Origin of the sequence: Streptomyces sp. NPDC050625, assembly GCF_040654755.1 — a bacterium.
Classification (GTDB): domain Bacteria; phylum Actinomycetota; class Actinomycetes; order Streptomycetales; family Streptomycetaceae; genus Streptomyces.
This window is the reverse complement of the sequence record NZ_JBFAIQ010000110.1, coordinates 1-2,384: the sequence shown is the minus strand read 5'-3', so window position 1 is coordinate 2,384 and position 2,384 is coordinate 1. Positions and strand designations below refer to the sequence as shown.

General features: G+C 66.2%; 4 protein-coding genes. 3 read left to right on the top strand and 1 reads right to left on the bottom strand.

Annotated elements, in window-relative coordinates:
• Nucleotides 1-307 precede the first annotated feature (307 nt).
• Nucleotides 308-523, top strand: coding sequence for a hypothetical protein (locus AB0I54_RS48095; RefSeq protein WP_363302745.1), 216 nt, complete (start codon nucleotides 308-310; stop codon nucleotides 521-523).
• Nucleotides 524-711: 188 nt separating this feature from the next.
• Here AB0I54_RS48095 and AB0I54_RS48090 read toward each other — a convergent pair whose 3' ends face one another.
• A complete protein-coding gene (locus AB0I54_RS48090; protein ID WP_363302744.1) occupies nucleotides 712-1,059 on the bottom strand; it encodes a peptidase inhibitor family I36 protein in 348 nt (115 codons plus the stop codon).
• Between the two features lie 486 nt (nucleotides 1,060-1,545).
• On the opposite strand from AB0I54_RS48090, the gene AB0I54_RS48085 reads away from it, so the two are divergent.
• Both AB0I54_RS48085 and AB0I54_RS48080 read left to right on the top strand, forming a co-directional pair.
• Complete coding sequence (locus tag AB0I54_RS48085) at nucleotides 1,546-1,953, top strand: hypothetical protein (RefSeq protein WP_363302743.1); 408 nt, start codon at nucleotides 1,546-1,548, stop codon at nucleotides 1,951-1,953.
• Nucleotides 1,954-2,147: 194 nt separating this feature from the next.
• Nucleotides 2,148-2,315, top strand: coding sequence for a hypothetical protein (locus AB0I54_RS48080; RefSeq protein WP_363302742.1), 168 nt, complete (start codon nucleotides 2,148-2,150; stop codon nucleotides 2,313-2,315).
• Nucleotides 2,316-2,384 lie beyond the last annotated feature (69 nt).

The window sequence follows — 2,384 nt, the reverse complement described above, 5'->3', positions numbered from 1 at the left end:
TGCTGGACCGGCATCTGCACCACCTGCCACCAACCCCTGCCCAGCAGAACACACACGACACCAAGATCAAGAGAGACCTAACGGAGTCCTACTAGTCGGCCACCCCGGTCCACCCATCCCGAGAGACAGGAGAGCATCCTCAAGCGCAAGAGCGCGGCCGAGGCCGAGATGCTGGACGAGGTCGTTGACAGACTGCCGTCCCGCGTCGCCGACTGGACGCCCGAGCAGCGCCGCACGTACACGGATCAGTCCGGCCGTGCGATGCGCGAGCACGCTGACCGCCCCCCAGGGCTGAGAGGATCCCGTCATGACCGAGCGAGTGAGTGTGCGGGTGCTACTGGTGTTCGGCGACCAGGCGGAGATAGTGGCCGACGTGTCGCCGGAGGAGCGTGGGGAGCCGGCCCGGTACCCGGCTGCCGAGATCGCCGCAGCGGTCGGGGTCGACGTTCGGGAGTTGCCGGGCATGCGGTTGACGGCTGCAGTGGGTGCGGGTGATCGTCTGAGGGCGTGGCGTAGGGCCTGATGTGTGGTCAGGGCCCCGAGCCGCCACGATCCGCGCCGAGCGCTCCAAGGGTCGCTGGCCGACGGCCGACGATACCGAAGGCCGCGCACACCGCTGGTACGGGCAGACCGTCATGACGGCCATGACGGGCCGTCGCGGATACCGACGCGAGGACAGCTGATCCCGCCTGCGCCCGTGCGGCGGGACCATTAACACGCAGACAATTGGATAGACCGAACGGGCATGTTCACGCTCGGACGTCCGTCGTGCGGCCTGAGCCCCAGATAGTCACCCGTGTAGTTGGGCTTCGTGAAGAGCCAGGCGCACTTGTCCATGCTGTTGAACACCGACTGAACGGGGTCGTCTGTAAAGGTGTTTGGAGCTTCGGTCATGTACTCGTCCGCGCCACCGCCTTGGTAGTTCTCTTCCCAGAAGATACAGACCGCACTGGGGTCGCAGGTCGAGGGATCGTAGGGCGTGGCCTGTGCTGTGGGGGCGATCGAGAGACCGGCTATCAGTGAGGCTGCCGCAAATGCGGCGCGGAATGCGGCTTTCATGACGGCTCCTTCCTCCCAGCACCAGCGTCGAGGGGTAGCGCTGCCCTGTGCAGGCCGGGATGGGGCTGCCTTGTGGCGCCACGATGGGGCACCTGGGATGGGTGGCTGCTCTGTGCTCGCCGGTGTCGGCCGGGGTGCTGTGGCCCGCCACTCGCTTCGACGGTAGGAGGGCCACGGCAGGGCCGCAACTCGGGCCACACCTATACCCGTGACCAGCGACTTCAAGCTGAAACGGACTCAATGAAAGGCATGTCGCACCCCGCGGGCAGTCTTGGCTTCCCATCGCGTCGCCAGTGCACGAACCAGGGAAGGTGTCCGCGGCTGTTCAGGCGGAATCTGCCACCTGAACAGCCATGAGCCGCCATCGACTCCACCACAGCCACGCCAACAGGCGCCGACGGACATACCCAATCCCTCGCGAGCCGCCCTCTTTAAGCGCACCGGAAACGGCATCATTCCCCTGTCGACAAAGTTCCAGGGGGGACCATGCGTATCCGCTCCACCGCCGTCGCCGTCGCCATCGCGGCCGCCGCTCTCACCGCCTGCTCCAGCACCACAGACCAGGGCAACTCGAAACCGAAGACCACCGCGAGCGACCTCGCCCAGAAGCAGAAGGACGACGCCCACGCCACCGCCGGCATCCCGAAGGAGCCGACCGGCGCCAAGCGAGCCGAACTCCTCCGTGCCCTCGCCGCGGCCAACCCCGACATCGTGAAGTACGAGGACAAGGCAATCGACGCGGCCCGCAACCAGTGCAGCGCGATCAACGGAGGCGGACAGCGTCTCGACTGGACCGCCTCGCAGCGCTTCACCTACAGAGACGTCACCACCACCGAGGCCCAGGGTAAGCAGATCAACGCGGCGCTCAAGGGCATTGGCTTCTGCAAGGTGTGACCCGACCTCGCTGACTGGCCCGGCCGCGCACCTGTCGCGGCGGGGCCACTCGCCAGCGCGGTGCTTGACCCGCGAACAACCGGGCGGCCGCCCGCTTGCCACACCGTTCCGTCACAAGAACATCACGCCGTGTGCACGAGCGGACATCGACCAGGCATGATTCTCCGTCAGCACATTGAGATCATGGGGGGTCCATGAGCACACCCGCACGCCGAGCACCACAAGCAATCGCGCGCCGACCAGGCTGCGCCGTACTCGCCGTCCTAGGCGTCGTGGTGCTGCTCATCAACAACTTCCCCGTCGGCGCCATCCTGCTGCTCGTCATCACCGGCCTGTACCTAGTGTCCTGCGCCAGTAGTTGATCGTTAGAAGTTGCGTGACTTCTGCTGCTGGTGCGTCAGTTCCCCGTCGGGGCCCGAAGCTGGAACCGT

Coding starts and splice junctions, on each gene's coding strand:
- AB0I54_RS48080 (WP_363302742.1), top strand. CDS start 2,148: ATGAGCACACCCGCACGCCGAGCACCACAAGCAATCGCGCGCCGACCA.
- AB0I54_RS48090 (WP_363302744.1), bottom strand. CDS start 1,059: ATGAAAGCCGCATTCCGCGCCGCATTTGCGGCAGCCTCACTGATAGCC.
- AB0I54_RS48095 (WP_363302745.1), top strand. CDS start 308: ATGACCGAGCGAGTGAGTGTGCGGGTGCTACTGGTGTTCGGCGACCAG.
- AB0I54_RS48085 (WP_363302743.1), top strand. CDS start 1,546: ATGCGTATCCGCTCCACCGCCGTCGCCGTCGCCATCGCGGCCGCCGCT.